At 62.5% G+C, this 26,079-nt stretch carries 30 protein-coding genes and 1 other RNA gene; 15 read left to right on the top strand and 16 right to left on the bottom strand.

Going from position 1 to position 26,079, the window contains the following annotated elements:
• Window positions 1-59 precede the first annotated feature (59 nt).
• Together DSM107133_RS05175 and mgtE are read right to left on the bottom strand one after the other, a co-directional pair.
• Window positions 60-611 (bottom strand): 5-formyltetrahydrofolate cyclo-ligase, encoded by a 552-nt coding sequence (locus DSM107133_RS05175; RefSeq protein ID WP_114293200.1) that lies wholly within the window; start codon window positions 609-611, stop codon window positions 60-62.
• Window positions 611-2,020, bottom strand: a complete 1,410-nt coding sequence (mgtE, locus tag DSM107133_RS05170; RefSeq protein ID WP_114293201.1) for a magnesium transporter — start codon at window positions 2,018-2,020, stop codon at window positions 611-613. The genes DSM107133_RS05175 and mgtE overlap by 1 nt, the downstream gene beginning before the upstream one ends.
• A gap of 115 nt (window positions 2,021-2,135) precedes the next feature.
• On the opposite strand from mgtE, the gene guaD reads away from it, so the two are divergent.
• Entirely contained in the window at window positions 2,136-3,422 is a 1,287-nt protein-coding gene (gene guaD, locus DSM107133_RS05165; RefSeq protein WP_114293202.1) for a guanine deaminase, read from the top strand.
• Between the two features lie 12 nt (window positions 3,423-3,434).
• Here guaD and DSM107133_RS05160 read toward each other — a convergent pair whose 3' ends face one another.
• The 5 genes from DSM107133_RS05160 to DSM107133_RS05140 form a co-directional block, all read right to left on the bottom strand.
• Window positions 3,435-4,109 (bottom strand): hypothetical protein, encoded by a 675-nt coding sequence (locus tag DSM107133_RS05160; protein WP_240310499.1) that lies wholly within the window; start codon window positions 4,107-4,109, stop codon window positions 3,435-3,437.
• Window positions 4,063-5,403: an 8-oxoguanine deaminase gene (locus DSM107133_RS05155; protein ID WP_114293204.1), complete on the bottom strand. Its 1,341-nt coding sequence runs from the start codon at window positions 5,401-5,403 to the stop codon at window positions 4,063-4,065. The genes DSM107133_RS05160 and DSM107133_RS05155 overlap by 47 nt, the downstream gene beginning before the upstream one ends.
• On the bottom strand, window positions 5,400-6,194 hold the full coding sequence (locus DSM107133_RS05150) for an inositol monophosphatase family protein (protein ID WP_114293205.1): 795 nt from the start codon (window positions 6,192-6,194) through the stop codon (window positions 5,400-5,402). Before DSM107133_RS05150 ends, DSM107133_RS05155 begins: the two co-directional genes overlap by 4 nt.
• A 54-nt stretch (window positions 6,195-6,248) precedes the next feature.
• Window positions 6,249-6,620: a helix-turn-helix transcriptional regulator gene (locus DSM107133_RS05145; RefSeq protein WP_114293206.1), complete on the bottom strand. Its 372-nt coding sequence runs from the start codon at window positions 6,618-6,620 to the stop codon at window positions 6,249-6,251.
• Window positions 6,621-7,022: 402 nt separating this feature from the next.
• On the bottom strand, window positions 7,023-7,898 hold the full coding sequence (locus DSM107133_RS05140) for a LysR family transcriptional regulator (protein ID WP_114293207.1): 876 nt from the start codon (window positions 7,896-7,898) through the stop codon (window positions 7,023-7,025).
• 126 nt (window positions 7,899-8,024) lie between these two features.
• On the opposite strand from DSM107133_RS05140, the gene DSM107133_RS05135 reads away from it, so the two are divergent.
• The 3 genes from DSM107133_RS05135 to DSM107133_RS05125 all read left to right on the top strand — a co-directional run bounded on the left by DSM107133_RS05135 (window position 8,025) and on the right by DSM107133_RS05125 (window position 9,565).
• Window positions 8,025-8,240, top strand: coding sequence for a DUF1127 domain-containing protein (locus DSM107133_RS05135; protein ID WP_114293208.1), 216 nt, complete (start codon window positions 8,025-8,027; stop codon window positions 8,238-8,240).
• A gap of 139 nt (window positions 8,241-8,379) precedes the next feature.
• Window positions 8,380-9,117 carry a Bax inhibitor-1/YccA family protein gene (locus DSM107133_RS05130; RefSeq protein ID WP_114293209.1) on the top strand — a complete coding sequence of 246 codons (738 nt, stop codon included), beginning with the start codon at window positions 8,380-8,382 and terminating at the stop codon, window positions 9,115-9,117.
• Between the two features lie 139 nt (window positions 9,118-9,256).
• Window positions 9,257-9,565 (top strand): DUF1272 domain-containing protein, encoded by a 309-nt coding sequence (locus DSM107133_RS05125; protein ID WP_114293210.1) that lies wholly within the window; start codon window positions 9,257-9,259, stop codon window positions 9,563-9,565.
• Here DSM107133_RS05125 and DSM107133_RS05120 read toward each other — a convergent pair.
• The 8 genes from DSM107133_RS05120 to gatC form a co-directional block, all read right to left on the bottom strand.
• Entirely contained in the window at window positions 9,562-10,044 is a 483-nt protein-coding gene (locus DSM107133_RS05120; RefSeq protein WP_114293211.1) for a GNAT family N-acetyltransferase, read from the bottom strand. The two genes, DSM107133_RS05125 and DSM107133_RS05120, sit on opposite strands and share 4 nt — an antisense overlap.
• A 134-nt stretch (window positions 10,045-10,178) precedes the next feature.
• Window positions 10,179-10,346 (bottom strand): 50S ribosomal protein L33, encoded by a 168-nt coding sequence (rpmG, locus tag DSM107133_RS05115; protein WP_028958297.1) that lies wholly within the window; start codon window positions 10,344-10,346, stop codon window positions 10,179-10,181.
• Window positions 10,347-10,584: 238 nt separating this feature from the next.
• Window positions 10,585-11,847, bottom strand: a complete 1,263-nt coding sequence (locus DSM107133_RS05110; RefSeq protein WP_114293212.1) for a D-amino acid dehydrogenase — start codon at window positions 11,845-11,847, stop codon at window positions 10,585-10,587.
• A 168-nt stretch (window positions 11,848-12,015) separates the two neighbouring features.
• An RNA gene (gene rnpB, locus DSM107133_RS05105) (RNase P RNA component class A) lies at window positions 12,016-12,423 on the bottom strand.
• 83 nt (window positions 12,424-12,506) lie between these two features.
• Window positions 12,507-13,163, bottom strand: a complete 657-nt coding sequence (locus DSM107133_RS05100) for an N-acetylmuramoyl-L-alanine amidase (RefSeq protein ID WP_114293213.1) — start codon at window positions 13,161-13,163, stop codon at window positions 12,507-12,509.
• Window positions 13,164-13,173: 10 nt separating this feature from the next.
• Window positions 13,174-13,896 (bottom strand): hypothetical protein, encoded by a 723-nt coding sequence (locus DSM107133_RS05095; protein WP_114293345.1) that lies wholly within the window; start codon window positions 13,894-13,896, stop codon window positions 13,174-13,176.
• A gap of 49 nt (window positions 13,897-13,945) precedes the next feature.
• Window positions 13,946-15,433: an Asp-tRNA(Asn)/Glu-tRNA(Gln) amidotransferase subunit GatA gene (gene gatA, locus DSM107133_RS05090; protein WP_114293214.1), complete on the bottom strand. Its 1,488-nt coding sequence runs from the start codon at window positions 15,431-15,433 to the stop codon at window positions 13,946-13,948.
• A complete protein-coding gene (gene gatC / locus DSM107133_RS05085; RefSeq protein WP_028958302.1) occupies window positions 15,433-15,720 on the bottom strand; it encodes an Asp-tRNA(Asn)/Glu-tRNA(Gln) amidotransferase subunit GatC in 288 nt (95 codons plus the stop codon). The genes gatA and gatC overlap by 1 nt, the downstream gene beginning before the upstream one ends.
• A 207-nt stretch (window positions 15,721-15,927) precedes the next feature.
• On the opposite strand from gatC, the gene DSM107133_RS05080 reads away from it, so the two are divergent.
• On the top strand, window positions 15,928-16,620 hold the full coding sequence (locus DSM107133_RS05080; protein WP_114293215.1) for a metal-dependent hydrolase: 693 nt from the start codon (window positions 15,928-15,930) through the stop codon (window positions 16,618-16,620).
• Window positions 16,621-16,928: 308 nt separating this feature from the next.
• Here the strand turns inward: DSM107133_RS05080 and DSM107133_RS05075 are convergent, their stop codons facing one another.
• Window positions 16,929-17,378: a nucleoside deaminase gene (locus DSM107133_RS05075; RefSeq protein ID WP_114293216.1), complete on the bottom strand. Its 450-nt coding sequence runs from the start codon at window positions 17,376-17,378 to the stop codon at window positions 16,929-16,931.
• A 63-nt stretch (window positions 17,379-17,441) separates the two neighbouring features.
• On the opposite strand from DSM107133_RS05075, the gene DSM107133_RS05070 reads away from it, so the two are divergent.
• The 10 genes from DSM107133_RS05070 (at window position 17,442) to DSM107133_RS05025 (ending at window position 26,077) form a co-directional block, all read left to right on the top strand.
• On the top strand, window positions 17,442-18,584 hold the full coding sequence (locus DSM107133_RS05070) for a pseudouridine synthase (protein ID WP_205387802.1): 1,143 nt from the start codon (window positions 17,442-17,444) through the stop codon (window positions 18,582-18,584).
• 171 nt (window positions 18,585-18,755) lie between these two features.
• Complete coding sequence (locus tag DSM107133_RS05065; protein ID WP_028958307.1) at window positions 18,756-18,953, top strand: hypothetical protein; 198 nt, start codon at window positions 18,756-18,758, stop codon at window positions 18,951-18,953.
• Window positions 18,953-19,858, top strand: a complete 906-nt coding sequence (locus DSM107133_RS05060; protein WP_114293218.1) for a 5-bromo-4-chloroindolyl phosphate hydrolysis family protein — start codon at window positions 18,953-18,955, stop codon at window positions 19,856-19,858. Before DSM107133_RS05065 ends, DSM107133_RS05060 begins: the two co-directional genes overlap by 1 nt.
• A 15-nt stretch (window positions 19,859-19,873) precedes the next feature.
• Window positions 19,874-21,070 (top strand): toxic anion resistance protein, encoded by a 1,197-nt coding sequence (locus tag DSM107133_RS05055; RefSeq protein WP_114293219.1) that lies wholly within the window; start codon window positions 19,874-19,876, stop codon window positions 21,068-21,070.
• Window positions 21,071-21,074: 4 nt separating this feature from the next.
• Window positions 21,075-22,031, top strand: coding sequence for a DUF2927 domain-containing protein (locus tag DSM107133_RS05050; protein ID WP_114293220.1), 957 nt, complete (start codon window positions 21,075-21,077; stop codon window positions 22,029-22,031).
• Window positions 22,032-22,649, top strand: coding sequence for a DUF6338 family protein (locus tag DSM107133_RS05045; protein WP_114293221.1), 618 nt, complete (start codon window positions 22,032-22,034; stop codon window positions 22,647-22,649).
• 190 nt (window positions 22,650-22,839) lie between these two features.
• On the top strand, window positions 22,840-23,970 hold the full coding sequence (locus DSM107133_RS05040) for an SPFH domain-containing protein (RefSeq protein ID WP_114293222.1): 1,131 nt from the start codon (window positions 22,840-22,842) through the stop codon (window positions 23,968-23,970).
• Window positions 23,971-23,973: 3 nt separating this feature from the next.
• Window positions 23,974-24,288 (top strand): MobA protein, encoded by a 315-nt coding sequence (locus tag DSM107133_RS05035; RefSeq protein ID WP_162792006.1) that lies wholly within the window; start codon window positions 23,974-23,976, stop codon window positions 24,286-24,288.
• Between the two features lie 33 nt (window positions 24,289-24,321).
• On the top strand, window positions 24,322-24,894 hold the full coding sequence (locus DSM107133_RS05030; protein ID WP_114293224.1) for a cytochrome b/b6 domain-containing protein: 573 nt from the start codon (window positions 24,322-24,324) through the stop codon (window positions 24,892-24,894).
• Window positions 24,895-24,958: 64 nt separating this feature from the next.
• Entirely contained in the window at window positions 24,959-26,077 is a 1,119-nt protein-coding gene (locus DSM107133_RS05025) for a TFIIB-type zinc finger domain-containing protein (protein WP_114293225.1), read from the top strand.
• Window positions 26,078-26,079: the final 2 nt, after the last annotated feature.

The raw sequence follows: 26,079 nt of genomic DNA, 5'->3' as shown, positions 1-26,079 counted from the left end.
CCCAAAATATCCTGGGGGAGCGCCGCAAGGCGCGGGGGCAAAGCCCCCAACCAGCGCGCTCAAAACGAGAACACATCCGTTTCAGTCACAATCATATCCAGCCGCTGGTCGGTTTCTTCCATCGGCAGCGCCTCGGCCTCTTGCGCGGCAAAGGCAAAGCCCACCGCCAGCACCGGCCCCCGTGCGCGCAACCCTTCCAGCGTGCGGTCATAAAATCCGCCGCCATAGCCCAGCCGCCCGCCGTGCCGGTCAAAGGCCACCAAGGGCACGATCAGGATTTCGGGCACCATCCATACATCATCCATCGGGACACGCGCCCCGAACGGACCTTCGCGCAGGGGCGCGTCCGGCTCCCACTGCGAAAACAGCAAAGGCAGCCCGGCGCCCTGAATCACCGGCACGCCCACAGGGCCATAGGCCGATGCCTCGGCCATCGCGGGCAGCGGATCAATCTCGGTGCGGATCGGAAGGAAACCGGCCAGCGGCACGCCGCGATGCCCCGCCAGCACTTCGGACAACAGGCCGCTGGCGGCGGGCCCTGCGATTTCATACGCCGCCTTGCGCCGGACAAAAGCAGCCTTGCGCGCCGCGGCCTTCTCTGCCGCCAGCATCACAGCAGCACCGCCGCCGCCAGGCCAAGAAAGGCAAAAAAGCCGACCACATCCGTGACCGTCGTCACAAAGGCGCCCGAGGCCAGCGCAGGATCGACACCCACGCGGTCAAGGATCACCGGAATAACCGTGCCGGCAAAGCCTGCCACCACCATGTTCACCACCATCGCGGCGGCAATCACATAGCCCAGTTCGGCTGAACCGAACCACGCCAGTCCAACCAGCCCCATGACCACCGCGAACAAAAGCCCGTTGACCAGCCCCACCAACACCTCGCGCCGGATCACCCGCCAGACGTTGCTGCCGGTCAAATCCTTGGTCGCAATCGCGCGCACCGCCACGGTCAGCGACTGGGTGCCCGCATTGCCGCCCATGGACGCCACAATCGGCATCAGCACTGCCAGCGCGACGATCTGCGCGATGGCCATTTCGAACTGTGCAATCACCAGCGACGCCGCAATCGAAGTCAGCAGGTTGACCGCAAGCCAGGGCATCCGCTGCTTGGTTGTTTCGATCACGCGGTCCGACAGCGAGCCTTCGCCAACACCGGCCAGACGCATGATATCCTCTTCGTGTTCTTCGTCCAGAACGGCCATCGCATCATCGATGGTGATCAGACCGATCAGGCGGCCTTCGTCATCGACCACGGGGGCCGAAATCAGGTGGTACTGGTTGAACGCATAGGCCACGTCGCTTTCGGCCTGCGTGGCCGGGATCACCTGAAAGGTGTCCTCGACAATATTCATCAGCGGCACATCGCGGCGCGAGCGCATCAGCTTGCCCAGTGTCACATTTCCCACCGGATGCAGGCGCGGATCGACCACGACGATGTGATAGAACTGGTCGGGCAAGTCCTCTTCGGGCGTGCTGCGCAGGTGGTCGATGGCGTCGCCCACGGTCCAGTGTTCGGGGGCCATCACCACTTCGCGCTGCATCAGACGGCCGGCCGAGAATTCGGGGTAGGACAACGCTTGCTGCACCGCCACGCGGTCGGCATCCTCAAGAGCATCCAGAATCGCCCCCTGCTGGGTGTCGTCCATGTCCTCGACCAGATCGACAACGTCATCACTGTCGAGGTCGCGCACCGCCTGTGTCAGCACTTGCGGCGTCAGCACCGCGATCACTTCGTCGCGAATACTTTCATCCAGTTCCGACAGGATATCGCCGTCGAATTCGCGATCATACAGGCGGATCAGCCGCGAGCGATCAAAGGAATTCACCTGTTCCAGAAGGTCGGCGATGTCAGCCGGGTGCAGCGGCTCCATCAGTTCGATCAGCTTGGCCTGATCTTCGATGTCTACCGCATAAAGGATTGCACTGACCGCTTTGCGGTCCAGCTCATAGGCTTCGTCACTGCGGTCTTCCTCAACCTTGGCCTCTTCTTCGATCGTTTTGTTGTCGTCTGACATGGCCCGGCCCCCGCATTGCGCCCGCGACCATAGGCGCGGGCCTTTCGCTACACAATGGTGCGACCCTAGCAAAGGTCAATTTACCTTTTGTGATCGCCCGCTTATCGTGCAGCACATGAGCAATCAAACCCTTTTAACTGGCCATGTGCTGACCACCACAGGTGATCCCTTCGCCGACCCCGAGGCTGTGCAGATCAATGCCGACCATGGCGTGCTGATCGAGGGCAGCACGATTGTCGCCACCGGCCCTGCCGGCCAACTGCGCGCGCAAGCGCCGCAGGCTGCCGTGCATGACCATGCGGACCGGCTGATCCTGCCCGGCTTTGTCGATGCGCACGTGCATTATCCGCAAACGGCAATCATCGCGAGCTGGGGCAAGCGGCTGATCGACTGGCTGAACACCTATACCTTTCCCGAAGAATCGCGCTTTGGCGATGCGGACTATGCAGCACAGGTGTCGAACAGCTATCTGGATCTGGCGCTGGCCCATGGCACCACGTCGATGTGTTCCTTTGCCACCATCCACCCCGCGTCGGTCGATGCGTTCTTTCAGGCGGCAGCGGACCGTGACATGCGTGTGGTGGCGGGCAAGACCTGCATGGACCGCAACGCCCCCGACACACTGCGCGACACCGCGCAAAGCGCCTATGACGACAGCAAGGCGCTGCTGACCCGCTGGCACGGCACGGGGCGCGCGCATTATGCCATCACGCCGCGTTTCTCGCCCACCTCGACCCCGGAACAGCTTGAGGCACTTGGCGCGCTTTGGGCCGAACATCCCGATTGCCTGATGCAGACCCATCTGTCGGAACAGGTCGACGAAATTGCATGGGTCCGTGATCTTTACCCGAACGCGCGCGACTATCTGGACACCTACGAGGCGCACGGGCTGCTGGGCGCGCGCGGGGTCTATGGCCATGCCATCCACATGGAGCCGCGCGAGGTGGATCGTTTGGCCGAAGTAGGCGCCGCAGTGGTGCATTGCCCCACGTCGAACACCTTTATCGGGTCGGGGTTGATGGATCTGGCAGGACTGGCCGCGCGCGGGATATCCGTGGGGCTGGCCACGGACACCGGTGGCGGCTCGTCCTTTTCGATGCTGCGCACCATGGCGGCCGCCTATGAAATCGGCCAGTTGCGCGGCACCCCGCTGCACGCGCGCCATTTGCTGTGGCTGGCCACTGCCGGATCGGCGCGCAGTCTGCATCTGCACGACCGGGTCGGAACGCTGGCGGCGGGTTATGAGGCAGACATCTGTGTACTTGACCTCGCCTCGACGCCCGCGATTGCACAGCGGGCGGCCAATGTGTCGGACATCTGGGAGGCAGTCTTTGCCACGATCATGATGGGTGATGACCGTGCCGTGGCGCAGGTCTGGGTGAACGGGCGGAAGGCGGGTTAGCCCCGCGCACCATCACGCAAGTTTCTTGAGCGTTTGAAGATCGCAAACCGTGGCATAGCCCATCGCTCTTTTGATACCTGGCAAAAGCGCCGCGCCGTTCATCGCGAAACTGAGTTCGATCAAACCGGCCTCGCCATATGCGTTCACGATTTCGGCCCGTGCGTCAGGATCATCCATCCGCGTGGACACAACCGCATCGGCAAGCCGTGCAACGGCGGCCAATTCGCCGGGCAAGGCCCCGTAATCGGATTGAAGTGTCGCTGAAATAATGTCGGGAGCGACATTTGCCGTTTTCGCCAAGTTTATTTCGGCTTCGACACAGGTTCCGCAATCGGCAGCAGCAGCCCCCCGCAGGCGCGCGACGTGATAGGCTGCGGCGGGTACTTTCTTGTTCGGGTCGAGAAAACCAAAAACCTTGCCATACCGCAGCATCAGCCCAAAATCTGTCGCGGCGATCTTGTGGGCATAGTCCAATTCGACGCCAATTCGTTTCTCGGCAGCTGAAATCAACCTGCCCGCCATTTTTTTCAACATACCAATACGCCGATTCTGATAAATACCTGCAAAATGGACAGTAATCGCGGCACGAAAAGGGTGTAAACAGGAGCGTGCAGCGGGCTTTTGCCGCAGCCAATTGTCCCTACAGCGCGTCCTGCAACCGCCGCGCAAGCACATTCTGCCGCGCAATCGTTGCCCCCATGTCCAGTGTGGTGACGTGTCCGTCACGCACGATCTGGCGGCCTTCGACAAACAGGTCACGCACCGCTGTAGGCCCCGCCAGCAACAGTGCCGCCGGATCCCAGCTGCCGGCGCTTGCGATACCGCTGACATCCCAGATTGCCAGATCGGCGCGTTTGCCCACCGCGATGCGGCCACAGTCGGGGCGGCCCAGAATGTCGGCACCACCACGGGTGGCAATCTCCAACGCCTCGCGCGCGCTCATGGCGTCGGCCCCGTTGGCAACCCGTTGCAACAGCATGGCCTGACGCGCCTCGGCCACCAGATTGCCCGCGTCATTGCTGGCTGATCCGTCGACGCCAAGGCCCACGGGCACGCCTGCATCCCGCATGGCACGCACCGGTGCGATGCCGCTGCCCAGACGGCAGTTCGAGCAGGGGCAATGGGCCACGCCGGTGCGGGTGCGGGCGAACAGGTCGATCTCGGCGGCGTCCAGCTTGACGCAATGGGCGTGCCAGACATCCGGTCCGACCCAGCCCAGATCCTGCACATATGCGCCGGGACGTTTGCCATAGGCCGCAAGGCTATAGGCGATGTCCTCTTCGTTTTCGGCCAGATGGGTGTGCATCATCACGCCCTTGTCGCGCGCCAGCAGCGCCGCATCGCGCATCAGTTCCGTGCTGACCGAGAACGGCGAACAGGGGGCGACGCCGACGCGGCACATCGCTCCGTCGGATGCATCGTGAAAGGCGTCGATCACGCGGATGCAATCGTCGAGGATCGCGGCCTCGTCCTCGACCAGCGTGTCGGGGGGCAGGCCGCCCTTGCTTTCGCCGATGCTCATCGCGCCGCGCGTGGGGTGAAAGCGCAGGCCCAGTTCGGCGGCGGCGTGGATCGTATCCTCGAGCCGTGCGCCGTTGGGGTAGAGGTACAGGTGATCCGACGACAGCGTGCAACCCGACAGCGCCAGTTCCGCCAGCCCGACCTGCGCCGAGGTAAACATATGGTCGGGTGTGAACCGCGCCCAGATCGGATAGAGCGTTTTCAGCCAGCCGAACAGCAGCGCATCCTGCCCACCGGGCACGGCGCGGGTCAGCGTCTGATACAGGTGGTGGTGCGTGTTCACGAGGCCGGGGGTCACGACGCAGCCCCGGGCCTGCACTGTTTCGCCCGTGGTGGTCAGCCCCTGCCCCACGGCGGCAATCTGGCCGTCGCGCAGCAGGATGTCGGCACCGGCCAGTTCGCGGCGGTCGTCGTCCATGGTCAGGATGTGGTCGGCACCCTGTATCAGCACCTCGGTCATGGGTGTTTTGCCAGAATGGCCAGCGCCTCGGCGTGGATCTGGGCATTGGCGGCGGCCAGCACGCGCCCGCCGTTGTGGGCAGGGCCACCCTGCCAGTCGGTGACAATGCCGCCCGCAGCCTGGATTACGGCGATGGGGCCCTGAACGTCATAGGCGTTCAATCCCGCTTCGATCACCAGATCGACCTGTCCGGCAGCCACCAGCGCATAGGCGTAACAATCCATGCCGTAACGGGTCAGGCGCGCACGCCCTGCCACATCCGCAAATGCGGCAGCTTCGGCGGGGGTGCCGACCTCGGGGAAAGTGGTAAAGACAGTGGCCTGCGACAGCGGGCGAAACGCGCGCGTCTTCAAGGGCACGCGACCACGCGGGCCGTCGACCCATGCGCCCTCGGGCGTGCCGATGAAACGCTCGCCGATATAGGGCTGGTCGATGATGCCAATTTCCGGCCCGGCGACCCCGCCAACGGCAATCAGCACGCCCCATGTGGGCGTACCAGAGACGAACCCGCGGGTGCCGTCGATCGGGTCCAGCACCCATGTCAGGCCGCTGGTGCCCTCGGTTGCGCCGAATTCTTCGCCCAGAATGGCATCATCGGGGCGAAGATCGGCCAGAATCTCGCGCATCGCCTGCTCAGAGGCACGGTCTGCGACCGTCACAGGGTCGTAACCGCCATCCAGCTTGTTGTCGGCAGTCAGCGCAGTGCTGCGGAAATGTGGAAGGATCGCGGTTCTGGCAGCATCGGCCAGTAACTGCGCAACGTCCAGCAGGGCATCATGTGTTTGTGTCATGCCATTCAAGTGCCAGTGTGGCGGACGCTGTTCAAGTGAAACCGTCAGCGCTTCCTAGGCAACGTCGCTTAGAACACGGGCCAGTTCGAACAGACGACGACGCTGGTTTTGAGGGATCGCATAATACGACCGCACCAGTTCCATGGCCTCTTTGTCTTCCAGAAGATCTCCGGGAACAATGGCACTGGAAGGTTGCGTGCCTTTTGCGGCATCAAGTCCCTCGAAAAAGAACCCGACACTTACCCCCATCGCTTCCCCGATATCCCAAAGCCGCGAGGCGCTGACGCGGTTTGCACCGGTTTCGTAATTCTGGATCTGCTGGAATTTGATACCAACCATCTCGGCCAGTTTTTGTTGGGTCATGCCAATCAGCCAACGCCGCTGGCGAATGCGTTTCCCGACATGCTCGTCAACTTTGTGAGCCACTTTAACACCTCGTTCGTTATTTCCATGCTGTAGAAGTTGAGGCGTATTGGTGCGTTCAATTTCAGGCTTGGACCAGAGTACACTAGAATGTTTAGGAACATAACTGTTTGGACGTCAAAAGCAACTGTCCTGTAACTCAACTTAAGGGATTGTCCATTTCTTCCACAGCATTGTTAAACATGACAAGTATCAACCTGCCCCTACAGGAGGAAAGCTTACGTTACGGCAAGCTTGCGCAACATTCGCAATTGTCGGGGCGCAAAGGAATGTTGGGTTCCCATAGGCTTGGGCGTCAGCACCGCGTGGTCAAATGCCTGACGCCGACATTTTTGGCATCTGCAAGATTGCGTGGTCGCAGAGAAATTGCGCGGGCCGCCAATTCTACCCAAGGTAGAAATCCAACTAGCCCGCGCGCAGGCGCGCATGGTCTTCGGCCCCGAATGAGCGCCGCAAAAGATCGGCCAAAGCGTCATGTACCGTGTTCTTTGATGTCGCTGCCCCATAGAGGTTTATCATCTGCGCCGGCAGGTCGGGCAAGTGGCCACCGTGGTCGATCCGTTCCAGATGTGGTGGCTCGGTGCCTTCCAGCATCGTGTGAACTGCCAGATCAGCGCTAACCGTTGCTTCGATGGTGCGGTCGCTGTCGGTTTCCACGATCACGTCCCACTCGATGCCCGCCTTATCCAGCCGCTCGATGACGCGCGGGCGAAACGTGCAGTGGCGGCCGAATGCCAGTTTCAGCGGGCGTTGTCGCCATGCCGATCCGTTTGGCGCACCCAGCCAGCAAAGCGGTTTCTGACAGAGGGTTTCACCACCTGCATCAACAAAGGTTTCGGTGGTCAGGATCAGATCGCATTCGCCTTTGCCAAAGTCCTCTTTCAGCGCTTTGGTGTAGCAAGAGATCAGCTGCACCTGCACCCGTGGAAATTCTGCATTGAACTGTTTCAGCACACGCGGGATCGCCGGATAGACGATGTCATGGGGCACGCCCAAGCGGATGGTGCCAACAAAGGCCTGGTCCGTCAGACGCACGATCACCTCGTCGTTCAGGGCCACCATACGTTTTGCATAGACCAGCAACTGTTCGCCCGCCGAGGTCAGCGCGATGGTGCGCCCCGAGCGGTCCAGCAAGTCAAGACCCAACGTTTCTTCCAGTCGTTTGAGCTGCATCGACACCGCAGATTGGGTCAAATGCAAAAACCCGGCTGCGCGGGTGACGCCGCCGGTTTCAGCCACCGCAGCAAATGACCTTAGCGTGGTGATGTCCAGATTTCTCATTCATCAATCTCCTTGATGCATTACCGCACAAACATTCGTTTTCAATATGTGACACGAATAGGCATATACATCAACAGAATTGATGCAAACCCGATGAACCATACGACTTCAAGAAGGAGAGACACCATGTCCATGACCGATATCATCGCCCGCTCGACCCTGTTCGCCCGTAGCAATCGCAACCGCCCCAGCCGCGGCAGCCTTTTGGGATTGTGGCGTTCACGCCGCGCACTTGCGCAGCTTGACCAGACCGCACTGGACGACATTGGCGTCAGTGCCGAAGAGGCCCACCGCGAAGCGACACGCCCGATCTGGGATGTGCCCGCGATATGGAAAGACTGAACTGCGATGTCGCCCGTGAAAAAGCTGGCGGCATTGCTCCTAAAACACTTGAAACCAAGCCCTTGCGCACCGATATTTAACGCATGTAACGCCGCAGGCTGAAATCTGCGGATCACCAGTGTTAATAACGGAGGCTTAAATGGCTGATATCAACACGATCCGGACAGCTGCTGGCACACGCGCTGCCGAGATTGACGCGGGCCTGCGCGCCCACATGAACAAAGTTTACGGCACAATGTCCGTGGGCATGTTGCTGACGTTCCTTGTGGCATGGGCTGTAGGGTCGAACCCCGACTTGCTGGGCATCTTCCGCAACCCTGAAACGCTGCAACCCAACATTCTGGGCTGGATCGTAATGTTTGCACCACTGGGCATGGTCTTTGCCTTTGGTGCCGCGATCAACCGCCTGTCTGCTGCGGGCGCACAGCTGTTCTTTTACACTTTCGCGTCGGTCATGGGCCTGTCGCTGAGCTGGATCTTTGTCGCCTATACCGGCATGTCCATCGCACAGGTGTTCCTGATCACCTCGATCGCCTTCGCGGGTCTGTCGCTGTGGGGCTATACCACCAAGAAAGACATCTCGGGTTGGGGTTCGTTCCTGATCATGGGTGTGATCGGTATCCTGGTGGCCTCGATCGTCAACATCTTCCTGCAATCACCGGCGATCATGTTCGCCGTGTCGATCCTGGGCGTGCTGATCTTTGCCGGTCTGACCGCCTATGACACGCAGAAGATCAAGAACGACTATATCCAGCACGCGGCCCAGATGGACAGCGAATGGCTGGGCAAGGCGGCGATCATGGGTGCGTTGAACCTGTATCTGGACTTTATCAACATGTTCATGTTCCTGCTGCAACTGTTCGGCAACCGCGAATAACGCGCTTTCCAACAGAACCTCTTTTGAAAGGGCTGGTCGCAGGACCGGCCCTTTTTCTTTGTCCGCGCCGATGGTCGCAGGCAAAACTTGACCCGGTTCCAATCATTGATGACGGTGCGGCATAGACAGGAGAACGACAATGCTGGAACTGCGCCCCAACTGCGAGATGTGTGATGTGGACCTGCCGCCCGAGGCGGAAAACGCGCGCATCTGTAGCTATGAATGCACTTTTTGCGCCGATTGCGTCGAGACGCATCTGCACAACGTCTGCCCCAACTGCGGCGGAGGCTTCGTGCCGCGTCCGATCCGGCCAAAGGGCGCGCTTCGCGCTGGCACGGGACTGGGCAACCATCCGGCAGGCACCAAGCGACGGACCATGAACCATCCGCCTGACGCAGTGACGTCCCTGTCGGCCAAGCTGCGCGATGTGCCGCCAGCCGAACGCTAGGCCTCCAGCGCCCGTTCCATGCGGATGGCGGGAAAGCTGACCTGATCGCCCATGCGCACATCCAGCGGCCCCAAAGTGCGGAAGCCCACAGCCTGATAAAACCGCTCGGCGGTGCGGGTCGACCAGCATTCCATGCGCCGCACCCCCGCAGCACGGGCGGCGTCAAAGCTGTGGTGCATCAGCCATGTGGCCACGCCTGCGCGCAACTCGCGCGGGTCGGTCACCAGATGGCGGATGTGGCCCAGCGTCGGGTCGGTGGCGTCGCGCGTCCAGCCCCCCGCCCCGATCACGGCATCGCAATGCTCGACGACATAATATGTGCCACAGGCCAGCAATTCGGGCCGTGCGCGGGTCATCATCGGCAAGGCCGGGGCAAGCTCGTCTGGCGCGTAGTCGCGGGCCAGCAGAAGCGGGTAGCTGCGCGCCAGAAGCGCACTTACAGCGTCGCTGTCTGCGGCTGTGGCGGGACGTATGAACATGGTCGGTCTCCTTTCGGGCGCGTGGGAACGCCTGCGGGGGGATGGGGACCGTGCCTGTGATGCAAGGGGGGGTAGAAACGCAAAAGGCCGCGTCCTTGCGGCGCGGCCCAGCGTATTGAAATCTGAAAGCGATCTTACTTGATCTTGCCTTCTTTGTATTCAACGTGCTTGCGCGCAACGGGGTCGTATTTACGGACCGACATTTTTTCGGTCATCGTGCGTGCGTTTTTCTTTGTCACGTAGAAGTGGCCTGTGCCCGCGGACGAGTTCAGACGGATCTTGATCGTGGTTGGCTTCGCCATGTCTCTTCTCCTGCTGCGCCGGTGGCCTCGGTAGGCGGGCGCGTAAATCCTGAACCCCGCCTTCTAAGCAGATCGCGGGGTGAGTCAACCGCAAAAGAGGCACGCAGGCCGGAATTGCAGCAAGTTCTGCGCGCGAGGCCGGTACCGTAGATTTGCAGGCCGCGTGCGCTCGCGTCATCTATCCTGTCACATCGGGCGACACAACGGGAATACGGTGCTGAGACCACAAGATTGCGACCTAGTTTCCGGCAAATCTGGCGGCTGTCAGACCGTCAAAGGAAATCTCGGGTGTCTTGCCCATGACCACGTCGGCCACCGCCCTGCCCGAGCCGCAGGCCATGGTCCAGCCCAGCGTGCCGTGACCGGTGTTCACGAAGAGGTTTTCGTATTTGGTCGGCCCCAGCACGGGCGTGCCGTCGGGGGTCATGGGGCGCAGGCCGGTCCAGCCCTCGGCGCGGGAAATATCGCCGCCCTTGGGGAAGAGATCCCCAATGACGTGTTTCACCGTATCCGTGGCATGTGGCCCCAAGCGGTTGGAATAGCCTGCAATTTCGGCAGTCCCTGCCACGCGGATGCGGTCGCCCAGACGGGTGATGGCGACCTTGTGCGTTTCGTCCATGATCGTCGACTGCGGGGCAAAGGCATCGTCGGTGACCGGCACGGTGACCGAATACCCCTTGACCGGATAGACGGGCAACCGCACCCCGATGGGGTTCAGGACGTTCACCGCATAGCTGCCCATGGCGCAGACGTAAGCATCAGCGGTGATACGGCCCGCGATCTCTGTGTCGACGCCTGCGATCTTGCCGTCCTCGACGGCGATGGATTTGATCGCCTGGCCGTATTGGAACTCGACCCCCATCTCCGCGCATTTTTCGGCCAGGGCGATGGTGAACATGCGGCAATCGCCCGTGCGGTCCGCGGTCAGGCGCAAGCCGCCCACGAATTTATTGCGCACCTCGGCCAGCGCCGGTTCGACGGCGATACAGGCGTCGCGGCCCAGAACCTCGTAGGGGGAATCATATTCGGCCAGAATCTCCTGATCGGCCTTTGATCCCTTCATCTGCTTGGCGGTGCGGAACAGCTGCAAGGTGCCCTGCTCGCGGCCATCGTAAGCGATGCCTGTCTCGGCAATCAGCTCGGGCATCACGTCGCGCGAATAGTTCGACACCCGCACCATGCGCCCCTTGTTGATGCGATAGCTTTCGTCGTTGCAATTGCGCACCATGTCGATGCACCATTTCCACATGGTCGGGCTGATCAGCGGCCAGATGAACAGCGGGCGGCGCTTCATGAACATCCATTTGACCGCTTTCATGGGGATGCCCGGAGCAGCCCAGGGCGAGGTCATGCCATAGCTCAGCTCGCCCGCGTTGGCATAGCTGGTTTCCAGCCCGGGCCCGATCTGGCGGTCGATGACCACCACCTCGGCGCCTTGCTTGGCCAGATAATACGCGGTGGTGACGCCAATGACGCCCGCACCCATTACGACAACTTTCATTTAGGCAGCCTTTCGTTTCCCCAGAGAAAACAGAGTGATTCAAGAGGATGCTAACACGGCTTTCGGCGCGTGGGCTTTTATTCGGGCAGCACGGCGCATGGCGATCGGGCGGGATGCTTATTTCAAGCGGCTTGCCGCATAAAGATGCAGATGCGTGGGAAGGGCCAATTGCGCGGAAGGCCTGTAAGCCGGATTTTGTCCAGGGGGTTGCCCCCCGTGGATGGCCATTCATCTTGGCACAGAGTTACCCCTGCGCCTCTAGCTGCCAACCCGGACCTGCTCGGGCCAAAGCAGCCCTGCGGCTTGCGCCACACGCGGTCCCTATTTGGCATTGCTCCCGGTGGGGCTTGCCGTGCCGGTCCGGTTGCCCGTCCCGCGGTGGTCTCTTACTCCACCGTTTCACCCTTACCCCTATGTGATGTCGGTTGCCCGATCCGCATAAAGGCGGTCTGTTCTCTGTGGCGCTTTCCCTGAGGTTGCCCCCGCCGGGCGTTACCCGGCACCGTGTCTTTGTGGAGTCCGGACTTTCCTCGGACGCAAGGTTGCCCCTGCCCCCGCGGCCATCCAGCCTTCCGCGCAGGTGCGGCTTAGACGGATGCGCAGGGGCGCGTCAATGGGGGCTTGGGCGATTGGCGGCAGATCGGCCCTCCGGGGGGAGTTTATTTGGCAAGATGAAGGGGGGCGTAGTCTTCCGCTGACAACGGGCCAGTGGCATGGGGGCGGTAGCGCAGGCGCACGGCGTTCAGCAGTGCGGCGTCGGTGACATCAGCGGTGTAACCTGCGGCGCGGGCGGCGGCACGAAAGCTGTCGGGGTGTGGTTCGTTTGGGCCTGTGCCAGTGCCGCGCGGGGCGGCAAGGCCTGCGGCCTCGAGCCGGGGCCAGTCGAAATGCGGGCCGGGGTCGAATTTGCGATCGGGGGCCATGTCAGAGTGGCCGATGACGCCCTTGGGCGGAATTGACCAGCGCGTGAGAATGCCACGCAACAGGATCTCAAGGCTTTGCATCTGCGCCTCGGCAAAGGGGCGCTGGCCGTCGTTGTCCAGTTCGATCCCGATCGAGCGCGAATTGACGTCGTCGCGCCCCGCCCAATGACCTGCCCCTGCATGCCATGCGCGCATTTCTTCGGGCACCAGTTGGATCACGCTGCCATCGTCAGCGATCAGGTAGTGGGCGGACACCTCGTATTGCGGATCGCACAGGCGTTCCAGCGCCGCATCGGCGCTGTGCATCGCGGTAAAGTGGATCACCACCAGCTCGGGCACCAGCCCGTCCCTGCGGGGACCGCAATTGGGGGACGGGCGGCTGCGGATCTGCATGCGTTACGCGTCAGCCCTGAACGGCGCGCCGGAAGGGGGTGGGATCCCAGTCGCAGGCATAGCCGTCACCATCGGGGTCAAGGCCCATGCGGTCACGATTCGGGCCGCCACGTTCCAGAAAGTCAGCCTGCGCTTCGTCGCTATTGGGGTATTTCGCACAATTGCGGGCCATTTTCGCCTGACCACCAAGGCCAAGGCGCGTGTACACCTTGAACCCGCGTTCGTGATTGGTTTGCAGGGCGTATTCGACCACGTTGGGGCCGCCCGAGCCATCACGCGCAGCCAGCGCCGTGGGTTGCACGACCTCGTATTGCGCGCGGTTCTGGGCGATGCGCGCCTTGTCGCTGGCAATGGTTTGGCGCGACGCAACGGCGTCAAAGTCGTTCTCGTCCGAGATACCGGGATTGCTGACCGGCGCGGGTGCGGGGTTTGACGGGCTGGCGTTCACCACCGGACGGCCCGAATTCGCAGCTGCCGCAGCTTCATCGGCGTCAAGCGAGGCGGCGAGCAGGTCAGGGTCAAAGCTGCCGGTTGCCGCGGCAGAAGTGGCGGCTGGCACAGATGTACCGTCTAATGACTGACTGGAGACGGCGGGCGCCGCCGGCACGGGCGTTGCATAGGTGTCAAACCCCACGCCCCGTCCGGGATTGCCCACGCCAGCGGCGCTATCGGGAACTGCCGGTTGGCACGCTGCCAAAGCACCGAGTGCTGCGGCCATCAGGAAATATTTCATGCGCTTCTCTGCCCAATTGCGTGGGTCTGCGCCCACTGTTTGAGGACTTTTACCACCATTTGCCCGGTTTTGCCACAAATCCGGCGGCCTGTTCGAGCACATAGGCGGAAGACAGCAAATCGGCCTCTTCCCACGGCCGCCCGATCAGTTGCAGACCCAGCGGCAAACCTTGCTTGTCCAGACCCGTGGGCACGGCAACACCCGGCAGGCCGGCCATGTTGACGGTGACGGTAAAGACGTCGTTCAGGTACATTTGCACCGGATCGGCATCCGACATCTCGCCCAGTCCGAAAGCTGCCGAGGGCGTGGCCGGTGTCAGGATCGCATCAACCCCTTGGGCGAACACGTCCTCAAAGTCCTTCTTGATCAGCGTGCGCACCCGACGGGCACGGTTGTAATAGGCGTCGTAGAATCCGGCGGACAGCACATAGGTGCCCACCATCACACGGCGCTGCACCTCGGCACCGAACCCTTCGGCGCGGGTCTTTTCGTACATTTCGGTGATGCCGTCGCCCGGGGCCATTTTGGCGCGGTGGCCAAAGCGCACGCCGTCATAGCGCGCCAGGTTCGACGAGGCCTCGGCGGGGGCGATCACATAATAGGCGGGCAGCGCGTATTTGGTGTGCGGCAGCGAGATGTCGACAATCTCGGCACCCGCATCGCGCAGCATGGCCGCGCCATCATCCCACAGCTTTTCGATATCCTCGGGCATGCCGTCCATGCGGTATTCGCGCGGGATGCCGATTTTCTTGCCGCGAATGTCGCCGGTCAGCGCCGCCTCGAAATCCGGCACGGGCAGCTTGGCGCTGGTGCTGTCCTTGGGGTCGTGGCCGCACATCGCGCCCAGCATGATGGCGCTGTCGCGCACGGTCTTGGTCATCGGTCCCGCCTGATCCAGCGAGGAGGCAAAGGCCACGACGCCCCAGCGCGAGCAACGCCCGTAGGTCGGCTTGATCCCCACGATGCCGGTAAAGGCCGCAGGCTGGCGGATCGACCCGCCGGTGTCGGTGCCGGTTGCGGCAAGGCACAGGTCCGCCGCCACGGCAGCCGCCGAGCCGCCGGACGAGCCACCCGGTGTCAGCTGCGCGTCGTCATTGCCGCGCCGCCACGGGTTCACCGCGTTGCCATAGGCGGATGTTTCATTGGACGAGCCCATGGCGAATTCGTCCATGTTCAGCTTGCCCAGCATCACCGCTCCGGCGGATTTCAATTGCGCGGTGATGGTGGATTCGTATTGCGGCAGGAACCCTTCGAGAATGCGGCTGGCGGCCTGCGAGGGCACGCCTTCGGTGCAGAACAGATCCTTGATGCCGATGGGCAACCCGCACATGTCAGGTGCGTCGCCTGCGGCGATGCGCTTGTCCGCTTCGGCGGCACGCTCCAGCGCGATCTCGGGCGTGTGGTGGACAAAGGCGTTCAGCGCCGCTGCCCCGTCGATGGCCTTCAGGCAGGCCTCGGTCAGTTCCTTGGACGTGGTGTCGCCGCGGCGCAGGGCATCGCGGGCATCGGCCAGCGTCAATGTGTTCAGATCGGTCATTATTCCACCACCTTCGGCACGGCAAAAAATCCTTCGCGGGCATCGGGGGCATTGGCCAGAACCTTGCCCTGCACGTCGCCATCGGTCACCACGTCCGCGCGGCGCGTCAGGCGCTGCGGGGTCACCGAGGTCATCGGCTCGACGCCGTCTACATCCACTTCGTTCAGCTGTTCGATGAAGCCGAGAATGGTGTTGAATTCTGCCGCCAGCGCGGGCAACGCGTCTTCTTCCACCTTGATCCGGGCCAGCTTGGCCACGCGGGCGGCCGTGCTTGTATCAATCGACATCGGAACTCTCCTTCATCTGCTTGGCAAGGGCTTTACCGCCCTGCCCGCCACGCTGCAAGGGCCACGCCGCAACGGGATGCGCCCAACGCACATGGTGGCTGCAAAAATACGCGGGCGCTCCCTTCTCTGGTTCAAAAAAATCCCCGCCGGAGGCTCCCCAATCCGGCCACATGCGCTACCATCGGCGGGAACAAAAGGAGACGTAACATGAATATTATCTGGATGGGCCACGGATCATTCCGCATCGAAATCGAGGATCAGGTGCTGCTGATCGACCCGTGGCTGACCGGCAACCCGATGCTGGACGCAGACAAGGCACGCGCCGCCTGCGAAGGGGCCACGCAGATTCTGGTAACCCACGGGCATTTCGACCACACGCAGGACGTGGCAACGTACAGCAAGGACAGTGGCGTGCCGATTTCGGGCATTGTCGAGCTGGTCGGCTATCTGGTGTCCAGAGGTGCCGTTGAAGGCAGTGCATTCAACCGCGGCGGCACGATCCAGTTGGGCAAGGTCTCGGTCACGCTGGTGCCTGCGTCACATTCCTCGTCGATCATGGACGGCGACGTGCCGCTATATATGGGGCAGGAATGCGGGTTCATGATCCGGGGCGAAGGCAAATGCGTCTATGTCTCGGGCGACACCGATATCATGGCCGACATGGAATGGATGGGCGATTATTACAAACCCGACGTGGGCATTCTGTCGGCGGGCGGGCACTTCACCATGGACATGAAGGCGGCGGCCTATGCGGCCAAGCGGTATTTCAACTTCTCGACCGTGATTCCCGCGCATTACCGCACCTTCCCGCTGCTGGCGCAGGACGCCAAGCCGCTGGTGGACGGGTTGCCAAACGCCAATGTGATCGAACCTCAGGTGCTGGAGCCGATCACGATCTAGGCGACTATTTGCTGCATGTCCAAGCGGGCTATCCCCGTCCGTATCGTTGCTCCACACAGGGCAGCGCACGCGAGCCTCAACCACCAAAGCCCGGATTCAAGGCACACAGTGCCGCCGGGCAGCGCCCGACCGCCCCATGGGCGGGCGCTTCTTCACCGGATTGCGATTCTGCATTCACACGCCAAAGCATAGACATTAAGTGGCACCCACTTTCGTCATGATGCCCACCCGCGGTCGGGCGCTGCCCTGTGTTTCGAAAACACCTCTGGCTTTGCCAAAGCCAGCTAACGTCGGCAGACATTCAAAACCTAGCGCCGCGCGGCAAAGAACGCCTTGAGCATCGCCTCGGCTTCGGTCGCGGCGATGCCGTCGTAAACTTCTGGGGCGTGGTGGCTTTGCGGATGGCTGAACACCCGCGCCCCTTGGGCCACCCCGCCCGACTTGGGGTCGGATGCGCCATAATACAGCCGCCCGATGCGCGCGGCGGCGATGGCGGCGGCGCACATGGCGCAGGGCTCCAGCGTGACATAGAGGTCATGGCCCACCAGCCGTTCCGAACCGGCCGCAGCGCAGGCTTCGCGGATCGCCAGAATTTCGGCGTGCCCCGTTGGGTCGCACATTTCGCGGGTGCGGTTGCCTGCCACGGCCACCACCTGCCCCGCGGGGTCCACGATCACAGCGCCCACAGGCACCTCGCCCCGCGCGGCGGCGGCGGTGGCGGCATCCAGGGCCTGATCCATGAAGCTGCGAAAACTCATGACCTCACATGGCCCGATAAGGGACGCTTTCGCAAGGTCGCGAATTGCTCTATGCCGCGTGACATGAGCACAGACACACCCCAGGGCGACCGCATCGCCAAAGTCCTCAGCCGCGCAGGCGTCGCCAGCCGCCGCGAGGCAGAACGCATGATCGAAGCCGGACGGGTCACCGTCAACGGCGTCAAGATCGACAGCCCCGCGCTGAACGTCACCCCCGGCGACATGATCGTGGTGGACGGCAAGCCGGTGGCCGAGCCGGAACACGAACGGCTGTGGCTGTATCACAAGCCCGTGGGGCTGGTGGCGACGGATGCCGACGAAAAGGGCCGCAAGACCATTTTCGAGGACCTGCCAGAGGATATGCCCCGCGTGATGAGTGTCGGGCGGCTGGACATCAACTCGGAAGGGTTGCTGTTGCTGACCAATGACGGCGGGATCAAGCGTAAGCTGGAATTGCCGTCGACCGGCTGGCTGCGGCGCTACCGCGTGCGGGTCAACGGTCGGCCCACCGAAGACACATTTGCCCCGCTGCGCGACGGCATCACCGCCGATGGCGAGCGATTCCAGCCGATGCAGGTGACACTGGACCGCCAGCAAGGCGCGAACGCCTGGCTGACCGTGGGTCTGCGCGAGGGCAAGAACCGCGAGATCAGGCGTGCGATGGAAGAAGTCGGGCTGAGCGTGAACCGTCTGATCCGCGTCAGCTATGGCCCCTTCCAGTTGGGCGATCTGAAACCGGGTGCGGTGGAAGAAGTGCGCCGCAAGATCCTGCGCGACCAGTTGGGGCTTGAGGCGCTGGAGGTGGCACCCACCGGCACCGCCGTGAAAAAACCCACCGTCAAACGCCCCAGCGGGCCGAAAACATCCGGCCAGCGCCCCGGTGCACCGGCAGGTGCGCGGTCGGGTGGTGGCAAATTCGCGGGCGGCAAGCCTGCGGGCAGAACCTTTAGCGCGGGCGGCAAGCCCGGCGCGGGCAAAGCCGGTGCCGACAGGTCGGAGCGGTCCGAGACCGGGCGCACGGGCGGGGCCAAACCTGCGGGCAGTGGCCGGAGCTTTGGCGCTGGCAAGCCTGCGGGCAGCGGCAAGACATTCAGCAGCGGCAAACCTGCGGCTGGCAAGCCGGGTGGTACGCGCCCCGCACGCGGTGGCCCCGCAGGTGCGCGCCCCGCGCGTGATCCGAAATCAGGCAAGCCGCCACGGCGCTAGGCAGTCCACTGCTGCTGCGGTGGCTGTGCGAAGTTTCCCCCTTGCACCGGGGTCCGATTGTCACAATCCTGCTGTAGCCCAAGGGCCAGACGACGAGACCACCACGCTGCCCACTGGAAATATCTGCTGGTGCGCGTATGTATAAAGCACTGTTGAACAAAGGCCCTGCGGATGTCTCGACTGATCCTGTTTGTGATATTGATCCTTGCCGTGGTGGTGGCGGCCAGTGCCGTGGCATCGGTATTTCGCCAGTCGCCCAAACCGGCAACGCCCACCGGCGCGCCCTCGGGTGCGATCCCCAAGGTGGCCTTTGGGCTGCTGATGGTGGTGATGCTGGGCGTAGGCTCCGGCTGGTTGGGGGCTGACTGATGGCGCAGCGGTATGGCGGCAAGTTCAGCACGCAGGGCGACACGTCCAAGGACACCGGCAAGAGCCGCGGTTTCGTGCAGGCACCGGCACAAGTAGATGCTGCGGGGTTGCGGTCGAACCTGATGTTCCTGCCGCCGCTGGCGCTGGCGCTGACGTCATTCGGGGGTGGTCCTGTCTATCTGGCCACGGGTCTGGTCGGGGCTGCTGTCTGGGCGCTGGCCGCCGTGCTGACCCGCGAAGGCCTGCGGGCCGAGGCGGCCTATCACGATCGCAAGGTTGCACGCCGCCCTGCCCTGCCGCGCAAGATGCTGGCCAGTGTGGCTGTCGCCGCCGGTGCGGTTCTGGCGGGGGTGACCCACCAGTCCGATGTGATTTCATCTGTCATATACGGGGTGATCGCAGGCGGCCTGCATGTGGCCGCATTCGGCATCGACCCGCTGCGGTCCAAGGGCATGGAAGGTGTCGACACGTTCCAACAGGACCGCGTGGCCCGCGTCGTCGACGAGGCTGAAAAATACCTGCGCGAGATGTCCGACGCCCTGCTGCGCGCGAATGATCGCAAGATGGAAACCCGTCTGGCCCAGTTTCAGGCCAAGGCCCGCACGCTGATCCGCACGGTCGAGGAAGACCCGCGCGACCTGACCGCCGCGCGCCGCTATCTGGGGGTTTACCTGATGGGCGCACGCGACGCGACGGTCAAATTCGCCGACATCTATGCCCGCACCCGCGACGCACAGGCGCGTGCTGATTACGCGGCCTTGCTGGACGATCTGGAACAGAACTTCGACGCGCGGACCCGGTCGCTACTGTTGGATGACCGCAGCGACCTGAACATTGAAATCGACGTATTGCGCGAACGCTTGCAGCGCGAAGGCGTGCATATCGACTCACAGAAACACGAGTAAGGTAAGGAACAATTCATGTCCGAGAATGTGCGCCAACAGGCGGAAAAATCACTGGCCGACGTTGAACAGATCAACGCCGTGATCCTGCCCGAACCCAAAGAGGCAACCGCGGTTGTGTCCCTGAAAGACGCCGACGCCCCCGTCAGCGCCGAGATCCGAAAGCGCATGGACGAGATTGACATGGCCGACACCCAGTCGATTGTCTCCTTCGGATCGGCGGCACAGGCCGAGTTGCAGACCATCTCGCAGGCGATGCTGACCGATGTGCGCAACAAGGATGTGGGGCCTGCGGGTGACAGTCTGCGCAGCATTGTCACAGCAATCCGTGGTTTCAGCGTGTCCGAACTGGACGTGCGCCGCGAACGCTCGTGGTGGGAAAAGCTGCTGGGCCGCGCCGCGCCCTTTGCCAAGTTCACCGCCAAATTCGAAACCGTGCAGGCGCAGATCGACAAGATCACCGACAACCTGCTGACCCACGAGCACACGCTGCTGAAAGACATCAAATCGCTGGATGTCCTGTACGAAAAGACCCTGGATTTCTATGATGAGCTGGCGCTGTACATCGCGGCGGGCGAGGCCAAGATCGAAGAGATGGACACCGACGTGATCCCCGCCAAGGAGGCCGAGGTGAACGCCGCGCCCGAGGACGAACAGGTGATGAAAGCGCAGGAACTGCGCGACCTGCGTGCCGCGCGTGACGATCTGGAACGGCGGGTGCACGATCTGAAACTGACGCGTCAGGTGACCATGCAGTCGCTGCCCTCGATCCGTCTGGTGCAGGAAAACGACAAGTCGCTGGTGACCAAGATCAACTCGACCCTCGTGAACACCGTGCCGCTGTGGGAAACCCAGCTGGCGCAGGCCGTGACCATGCAGCGCAGCGCCGAAGCCGCCGTTGCGGTGCGTGATGCCAACGACCTGACCAACGAATTGCTGACCGCCAACGCCAAGAACCTGCGCGAGAGCAACACGATGATCCGCACCGAGATGGAACGCGGCGTGTTCGACATCGAAGCGGTGAAACAGGCCAACGCGGACCTGATCGGCACCATTCAGGAAAGCCTGCAAATCGCCGACGAAGGCAAGGCCAAGCGCGCCGCCGCCGAAGAAGAGCTCAAGAAAATGGAAGCCGACCTGCGCGACACGCTGGCTTCGGCCAAGGCGCGCAAGGATGACACCGGCGACACGGCCGGCACCGCTGTGCCGGGCTAGGACAATGGCGGCGGTTACATCACGAGGGACAGGTCTGATTGCAGCGCTGGCGCTGTCCGTCTTGCTGCCCGCCTGTGATGTCTTTGCACCGGTCGAACCAACCCTGACACCGCGCGCGCGCCCCGCACGTCCGGCGGCGCCCGTACAGGTGGCCCAGCCGACCTCCGAAAAAAGTGCCGCCAAACGCAGCTATCTGGCGCAGGTGCAGTCGGCGCAGCTGACGCAAGGATTGCTGCGTCAGGACGGCGGCGGACCTGACACGCCGTTCAGTGCCGACATGCTGGCCCGCAACTTTAACCAGATCGTGTTTTTCAACGAATATGGCGCGGGCAATGCCGCATCCGGCGTGCCGGGCAGCCTGCGCCGCTGGGCCGGGCCTGTGCGCATGGGTGTATCCTTTGGCCCTTCGGTGCCCGCATCGCAGCAACGTCAGGATCGCAGCGACGTCACCCGCTATGCGGCCCGCCTCGGCCGCGCGACGGGGCATACAGTGACCATGAGCAGCGCGCCGAACTTCATGGTCTTTTTCGTCTCCGAAGACGACCGCAGCGCGGTGCTGACCCGCGAAGCCACCCGTATTCCCGGCATCACCAGGGCCTCGCTGGCACCGCTGGTGAACCTGGGCGATGACATCTATTGCGCCGTGGCCGCCTATGCCACCGGCCCCGATCCGCACACCTATACCGCCGCCGTTGCGGTGGTGCGCGCCGAAAACCCCGATCTGTTGCGTCTGTCGTGCATTCACGAAGAGCTGGCGCAGGGTTTGGGGCTGGCCAACGACAGCCCGCAGGCGCGCCCGTCAATCTTCAACGACGACGACGAATTCGCGCTTCTGACCGGCCACGATGAAATGCTGCTGGGCATGCTTTATGATCCGCGCCTGAAGATCGGCATGACCATGTCCGAAGCCGCCCCCATCGTGCGGATCATCGCGCGCGAGAAGCTTGGCGGGCCGGGTTAGATGTCCAACCTTCTCAACCCCGCAACCTTTGAGTTTTTCGCAACCTACTTGCTTGCCGGTTACGTCATAATAATCGTGCGTTCGCGGTTCGTGTCGACCCAGCGCCCCGCCACAAGCGATGTGCTGGTTGAAGCGGTCATATTTTCGCTCATCAATCAATTGCTCTTCAGGTTTCTCTTGTGGCTTGCGCCCGCCCGTTGGGAAGAGGTTTTAGGAACCCAAACCTTATTCTTTACGCAAGTTTTGCTTTTGCCCGGGATATTAGGCGCATTGTTCGGGTACAACTTGTCAAAAGGGTGGAACGAAGCTTTCTGGCGGCGCCTATCATTGCCAATAGCAAGACCAAGCCAACGTGCCTATGACTTTGCTTTCTCGGAGGATCGCGAGGTTGGTTTTGTCATAGTCACATTTGGGGATGGATCTCAGGTTTTCGGATTGTTCGGGGAACATTCCCTGGCCGCTTCTGATGCAGAACATGGCGACATTTACCTGGAACGCATATATGATGTTTCTGAAGACGGGCAGTGGCAAGAAACCACCCCTCCGAGAAGTGCCTTGATGTCTTTGAAAGACATGAAATCAATCGAGTTTCTGACCAATGAGGACAGCAATGACTAAAAGCTCAAGAAAAGTGTTGGTCGAAGGCTACAGCGCCAAGCCGGCACGCGAATCTGGGGAGTCGAGAGCGCGTGACGACGCGTCCGGTAAAGTCATGCATACAACGAGCATCAACAAAAAGCTGCCTAAAACCGGGTCAGCCATAGTCACTCAAATTCATTCACGACGCAGTAAATAAACAGGCATTCACATGGGCATTTTCGATTTCCTCTCCGGCGAATTCATCGACGTTATCCACTGGACCGACGACACCCGCGACACGATGGTCTGGCGGTTCGAGCGGCAGGGTCACGAGATCAAATACGGTGCCAAGCTAACGGTGCGCGAAGGTCAGGCGGCTGTGTTCGTGCACGAAGGCCAGCTGGCCGATGTGTTCACCCCCGGTCTCTATATGCTTGAGACCAACAACATGCCGATCATGACGACGCTTCAGCACTGGGACCACGGGTTTAAATCGCCATTCAAATCCGAGATCTATTTCGTCAACACCACCCGTTTCAACGATCTGAAATGGGGCACCAAGAACCCGATTATCGCCCGCGACCCCGAGTTCGGCCCCGTGCGTCTGCGCGCATTTGGCACCTATTCTGTCAAAGTCTCGGACCCGGCCAAGTTCCTGCTGGAAATCGTCGGCACCGACGGCGAATTCACCATGGACGAGATCAGCTTTCAGATCCGCAACATCATCGTTCAGGAATTTTCGCGCACATTGGCCAGCGCGGGCATACCGGTGCTGGACATGGCGGCCAATACCCGCGAGCTGGGCGCGCTGGTGTCCAAACAGATCGCACCGGTGATTGGCGAATACGGGCTGATGCTGCCCGAGCTTTACATCGAAAATATCTCGCTTCCTCCGGCGGTCGAGGCGGTGATGGACAAACGCTCGTCGATGGGAGTGATCGGCAACCTTAACGAATACATGCAGTTCCAGGCTGCCGAGGCCATGGGCCGCGACGGTGCCGGGGCTGCGGCCATGCAGACAGGATTGGGCGCCGGGCTGGGGATGCAGATTGGCCAGTCGGTTGCCGGCGGTGCCGGCCCCTGGGGCGCACGCCCGCAAGCGGCAGCCCCTGCGCGCGCCAGCGTCGCGCCGCCACCGCCACCGGTCGAACACGTCTGGCACATTGCCGAGGGTGGCAAGACAACCGGCCCCTTCTCCAAGGCGTCGCTGGGCCGCATGGCCGCCGATGGCGCGCTGACCCGCGACAGCTTTGTCTGGACGGCCGGGCAGGACGGGTGGATGCGCGCCGAGGATGTGGCCGAGCTGGCGCAGCTTTTCACCATCCTGCCCCCGCCCCCACCGCCGCCTCCGGCGGGCTGAACCATGACCGGGATGGAGGCGCTGTTTGCCCCGCCACCCGGACACTGGGGCCTGCGCGGCGATCCGCTGTTGTGGGACGCGTTGCGCAGGCTGTTTGACGGCATGGCAATGCCGGATGATCTGGTCACGCTGAACCACGCGCTGGACATCGGCTTTGCCGAACTGACCGGCGCGGCACTGGCCGGTGCGCCCGACCATTTGCGCGTGTCCTGGACCAGGCGCACCCAGGGCGGCATGTCCAACGGCCTCGTCTCGCCAGCGTTCTGGCGCGACACGGGCTTTCCGCTGATCCGCTCCCGTTGGGCGGCCCTGCAATGAAACTATTGCCGCCCGCCCCGCGTGTCATGTGACATGGTCACAGCCCCCCATATCGCCGCCCGCCTGCGCAGCCGACTGCCCGAACGTCGCGTAGCGCTGAAATGGCTGCACTGGATCATGGTGCCGCTTTTCATCTGGTTCCTGCTGGTCAAACCCAAGGATGTCGTCCCCTTTGGACCCCGCGCCTTTCAGGTCCATTCCACGCTGGCACTGGTCTTTGTGTCGCTGTCGCTGGCGTGGACCGCCGATCTGATGCGGCGCGGGCTGGCCAGCCGTCCGGGGCCGAAACTGCGCGGCTGGTTGCGCCCGGCGCATCGCTGGCTGCATCTGACCCTGATCTGGGGACTGTTCTTTGTCGCCTTCACCGGTTTCCTGTTGGGGCTGACCTCGACCGTGCTGCTGAAGGCGGGCGGCTTTCTGCCCATCGCACCGCCTTTGGGCCTGCGCACTGCCAACCAGATCGTCGGCACAGTACATATTGTGCAGTTTTACGCGCTGGGCGTGGTGGTCGGCGCCCATGCGCTGTTCCACATCTGGCGGCATTACCGGTTGCACGACAACGCCTTGCGGATCATGGTGCCGCGACGGTTTCACCGCTATTTGTAACGGCCCCCGCGACGGACAAACACACCAGATGACACCCCTGACAATCAATGGCATGGTCTGAAACATGAGCTTTGAAGACGATCAACCGCCCCCCACCCCCGCCGCCGAATTCCGCTTTCCCTGTGACGCCTGTGGGGCAGACATGCGGTTCGCCCCCGGTCAGGGACAGCTTAAGTGCGACCACTGCGGCCATGTTCAGGCGCTGGACCAGGGGGCCCCCAAACGTCAGGCCATCCGCGAACTGGACTTTCGCGCCGCGATGGATGCCCGCCTGCCCGAGGCCGAGATCGAAGAAACCCGCATTTCAAAATGCCCCAACTGCGCCGCCGAGGTCGCATTCGACCCCAAGGTACACGCGACCGAATGCCCGTTCTGCGCCACGCCCGTGGTCGCCGACACCGGCCTGAGCCGCCATATCAAACCGCGCGGTGTCCTGCCATTCGGTCTGACCGAAACCGCGGCGCGCGGGGCGATGACCGAATGGCTGGGCAGCCTGTGGTTTGCCCCGAACGGCTTGCAGGAATACGCCCGCAAGGGGCGCGCGATGCAGGGCATCTATGTGCCCTACTGGACCTTCGACGCGGATACCAAGACCTCCTATACCGGCGAGCGCGGCACGGTCTATTACGTCACCCGCACCGTCATGCGCGACGGCAAACCGACGATGGTGCAAGAGGCCAAGATACGCTGGAACCGCGCCGCGGGCCGTGTGGCACGGTTCTTCGATGATGTACTGGTGCTGGCCTCGACCAGCCTGCCCAAACGCTATACCGATGCGCTGGAGCCGTGGGACCTGGCAGCCCTTGAACCCTATACCCCCGAGTATCTGGCAGGCTTTCGCGCCGAGGCCTATTCGGTCGAACTGAAGGACGGCTATGCCGAGGCCCGCGCCCATATGGACCGCGTGATCGAACGCGATGTGCGGTTCGACATCGGTGGCGACCGCCAGCGCATTCACAACATGGACACCACGCTGGGCGCGGTGACGTTCAAGCACATCCTGCTGCCGGTCTGGCTGGCGGCGTATAAATATCGTGGCAAGACCTATCGTTTTGTCGTCAACGGCCGCACCGGCCGCGTGCAGGGCGAGCGCCCCTATTCCGCGATCAAGATCACCATCGCCGTGATCCTTGGCCTGATTGCCGCCGCGGCCATCGGCTTTGTCGTGGCACAAAACCAATGAAG

The organism is Pseudosulfitobacter sp. DSM 107133 (assembly GCF_022788695.1).
Lineage (GTDB): Bacteria > Pseudomonadota > Alphaproteobacteria > Rhodobacterales > Rhodobacteraceae > Pseudosulfitobacter.
Note: the sequence above shows the minus strand (reverse complement) of the source record. Positions and strands in the feature narration are given on the sequence as shown.

Coding starts and splice junctions, on each gene's coding strand:
- DSM107133_RS05150 (WP_114293205.1), bottom strand. CDS start 6,194: ATGACACAAACACATGATGCCCTGCTGGACGTTGCGCAGTTACTGGCC.
- DSM107133_RS05120 (WP_114293211.1), bottom strand. CDS start 10,044: ATGTTCATACGTCCCGCCACAGCCGCAGACAGCGACGCTGTAAGTGCG.
- DSM107133_RS05110 (WP_114293212.1), bottom strand. CDS start 11,847: ATGAAAGTTGTCGTAATGGGTGCGGGCGTCATTGGCGTCACCACCGCG.
- DSM107133_RS05100 (WP_114293213.1), bottom strand. CDS start 13,163: ATGCAGATCCGCAGCCGCCCGTCCCCCAATTGCGGTCCCCGCAGGGAC.
- DSM107133_RS05080 (WP_114293215.1), top strand. CDS start 15,928: ATGAATATTATCTGGATGGGCCACGGATCATTCCGCATCGAAATCGAG.
- DSM107133_RS05140 (WP_114293207.1), bottom strand. CDS start 7,898: ATGAGAAATCTGGACATCACCACGCTAAGGTCATTTGCTGCGGTGGCT.
- DSM107133_RS05175 (WP_114293200.1), bottom strand. CDS start 611: ATGCTGGCGGCAGAGAAGGCCGCGGCGCGCAAGGCTGCTTTTGTCCGG.
- DSM107133_RS05135 (WP_114293208.1), top strand. CDS start 8,025: ATGTCCATGACCGATATCATCGCCCGCTCGACCCTGTTCGCCCGTAGC.
- DSM107133_RS05125 (WP_114293210.1), top strand. CDS start 9,257: ATGCTGGAACTGCGCCCCAACTGCGAGATGTGTGATGTGGACCTGCCG.
- mgtE (WP_114293201.1), bottom strand. CDS start 2,020: ATGTCAGACGACAACAAAACGATCGAAGAAGAGGCCAAGGTTGAGGAA.
- DSM107133_RS05095 (WP_114293345.1), bottom strand. CDS start 13,896: ATGAAATATTTCCTGATGGCCGCAGCACTCGGTGCTTTGGCAGCGTGC.
- DSM107133_RS05055 (WP_114293219.1), top strand. CDS start 19,874: ATGTCCGAGAATGTGCGCCAACAGGCGGAAAAATCACTGGCCGACGTT.
- DSM107133_RS05030 (WP_114293224.1), top strand. CDS start 24,322: ATGGTCACAGCCCCCCATATCGCCGCCCGCCTGCGCAGCCGACTGCCC.
- rpmG (WP_028958297.1), bottom strand. CDS start 10,346: ATGGCGAAGCCAACCACGATCAAGATCCGTCTGAACTCGTCCGCGGGC.
- DSM107133_RS05070 (WP_205387802.1), top strand. CDS start 17,442: ATGAGCACAGACACACCCCAGGGCGACCGCATCGCCAAAGTCCTCAGC.
- DSM107133_RS05065 (WP_028958307.1), top strand. CDS start 18,756: ATGTCTCGACTGATCCTGTTTGTGATATTGATCCTTGCCGTGGTGGTG.
- gatA (WP_114293214.1), bottom strand. CDS start 15,433: ATGACCGATCTGAACACATTGACGCTGGCCGATGCCCGCGATGCCCTG.
- DSM107133_RS05075 (WP_114293216.1), bottom strand. CDS start 17,378: ATGAGTTTTCGCAGCTTCATGGATCAGGCCCTGGATGCCGCCACCGCC.
- DSM107133_RS05130 (WP_114293209.1), top strand. CDS start 8,380: ATGGCTGATATCAACACGATCCGGACAGCTGCTGGCACACGCGCTGCC.
- DSM107133_RS05155 (WP_114293204.1), bottom strand. CDS start 5,403: ATGACCGAGGTGCTGATACAGGGTGCCGACCACATCCTGACCATGGAC.
- gatC (WP_028958302.1), bottom strand. CDS start 15,720: ATGTCGATTGATACAAGCACGGCCGCCCGCGTGGCCAAGCTGGCCCGG.
- DSM107133_RS05050 (WP_114293220.1), top strand. CDS start 21,075: ATGGCGGCGGTTACATCACGAGGGACAGGTCTGATTGCAGCGCTGGCG.
- DSM107133_RS05035 (WP_162792006.1), top strand. CDS start 23,974: ATGACCGGGATGGAGGCGCTGTTTGCCCCGCCACCCGGACACTGGGGC.
- DSM107133_RS05040 (WP_114293222.1), top strand. CDS start 22,840: ATGGGCATTTTCGATTTCCTCTCCGGCGAATTCATCGACGTTATCCAC.
- DSM107133_RS05025 (WP_114293225.1), top strand. CDS start 24,959: ATGAGCTTTGAAGACGATCAACCGCCCCCCACCCCCGCCGCCGAATTC.
- DSM107133_RS05045 (WP_114293221.1), top strand. CDS start 22,032: ATGTCCAACCTTCTCAACCCCGCAACCTTTGAGTTTTTCGCAACCTAC.
- DSM107133_RS05060 (WP_114293218.1), top strand. CDS start 18,953: ATGGCGCAGCGGTATGGCGGCAAGTTCAGCACGCAGGGCGACACGTCC.
- guaD (WP_114293202.1), top strand. CDS start 2,136: ATGAGCAATCAAACCCTTTTAACTGGCCATGTGCTGACCACCACAGGT.